This is a genomic window from Pseudomonas sp. MT92, from assembly GCF_058792515.1.
In genome coordinates, this window is record NZ_JBXAFA010000046.1 from 1 (window position 1) to 1,452 (window position 1,452).

The 1,452-nt window shown below is 56.5% G+C and carries 1 protein-coding gene; it reads right to left on the minus strand.

Annotated features, from left to right (window positions below):
- Window positions 1-8: 8 nt before the first annotated feature.
- Entirely contained in the window at window positions 9-1,385 is a 1,377-nt protein-coding gene (locus AC1Q6D_RS33105) for an IS30 family transposase (RefSeq protein WP_103406925.1), read from the minus strand.
- Window positions 1,386-1,452: the final 67 nt, after the last annotated feature.

Consider the following 1,452-nt stretch of genomic DNA (forward strand, 5'->3'; position numbering starts at 1 on the left):
GGGCGGATTCAACCGGTCGTCGCAACACCGGGTTGTTGAACAGATTTTAGATACTCATTCAGAGCTTCGACGGGTGTTTTCCAGCCGAGTGTTTTTCGGGGTCTCGTGTTTAGCGCGTGAGCTACGGCTTGGATCTCTTGAGCACTCCAGCGAGACAGGTCGGTACCTTTCGGGAAGTATTGGCGCAGAAGACCGTTCGTATTCTCGTTCGTGCCGCGCTGCCATGGACTATGAGGGTCAGCGAAGAAGACCTTTACTCCGGATTCGATAGTAAACCTAGCGTGATCCGATAGCTCCTTCCCACGATCCCAGGTTAAAGATCTCCACAGCTCGACGGGAAGATCAGTCACCGTCTTCTTCAACGCGTTGGCCATGCTAACTGCCCCGTAACCGGCAAGTGCCGGGCCGTTCTTCGTTCGGGGAATTAGCCCATAACCTTCTTCGCGGGGCAGATGGACGAGCATGGTGAATCGAGTTGAACGCTCGACCAGCGTTCCAATCGCAGAACGGTTTAGACCGATGATCAGGTCGCCCTCCCAATGCCCTGGTACAGCTCGGTCTTCCACCTCGGCAGGGCGACTGGAGATCATGACATCCTCGCTGACATGTGCCCACGCTTTGGCCTGCGCCCTGGCTCTCGGCACGCGCAATGCTCTCCCCGTGCGTAAACAGCTAACCAGCTCGCGCTTGAGAGCCCCTCGCCCCTGAATGTAGAGCGCCTGATATATGGCTTCGTGAGAGATGCGCATGGATTCATCGTCCGGAAAATCGATCTGTAGCCGGTTGGTAATCTGTTCGGGTGACCAGCCGCTGACCCATTTACGGTCACTGCGATGTGGTTTATTTCGGCCTTTGAAGGGAGCTTGTCGAGGCCCAGTAATCTCACGGCCATCAGCGTCGTGAACCTTACCCTCCAGACGGTCTTGCACGTAGTGATGCAGTCGTGGGTTAGTCGCCAGTTTCGCTGGCTTTGGCCTCTTGGCAACCAATTCTGCCTTCCATTGTGCGACTGAAGCTCGATACTCAAGCCGACCGCAACGAGTTGCAGCATTACGTGCCAGCTCCCGTGAAACTGTCGATGGGCTTCGTCCAAGGCGACGGGCAATCTCGCGCACGCCAACACTTTGCGCCCTAAGCAGTCCAATCTCTTCTCGCTCTGCGAACGATAAGTACCTTCCGGATATGTGGTTAGACATAAACAACGGCATCCCGCCCCGATGACGGAACCAGCGTGTGCCTACCGCTGATGAAACGCCAATGGCCTGCGCTGCCTTTTCGCTTGTGATCCCGGTTGCGATCTGCGCCCAAAACAGCCGCTCGATTTCATTGCGAAGCGACGGCGCACCTGGCGAACGCATCGCCCCTCGTCCCGTCAATTTTTGCATCCAGCCTGCAGGTCGTCCCATAAACACCTCGATCAGAGGTGTTGCGACGACCGGTTGAATCCGCCCA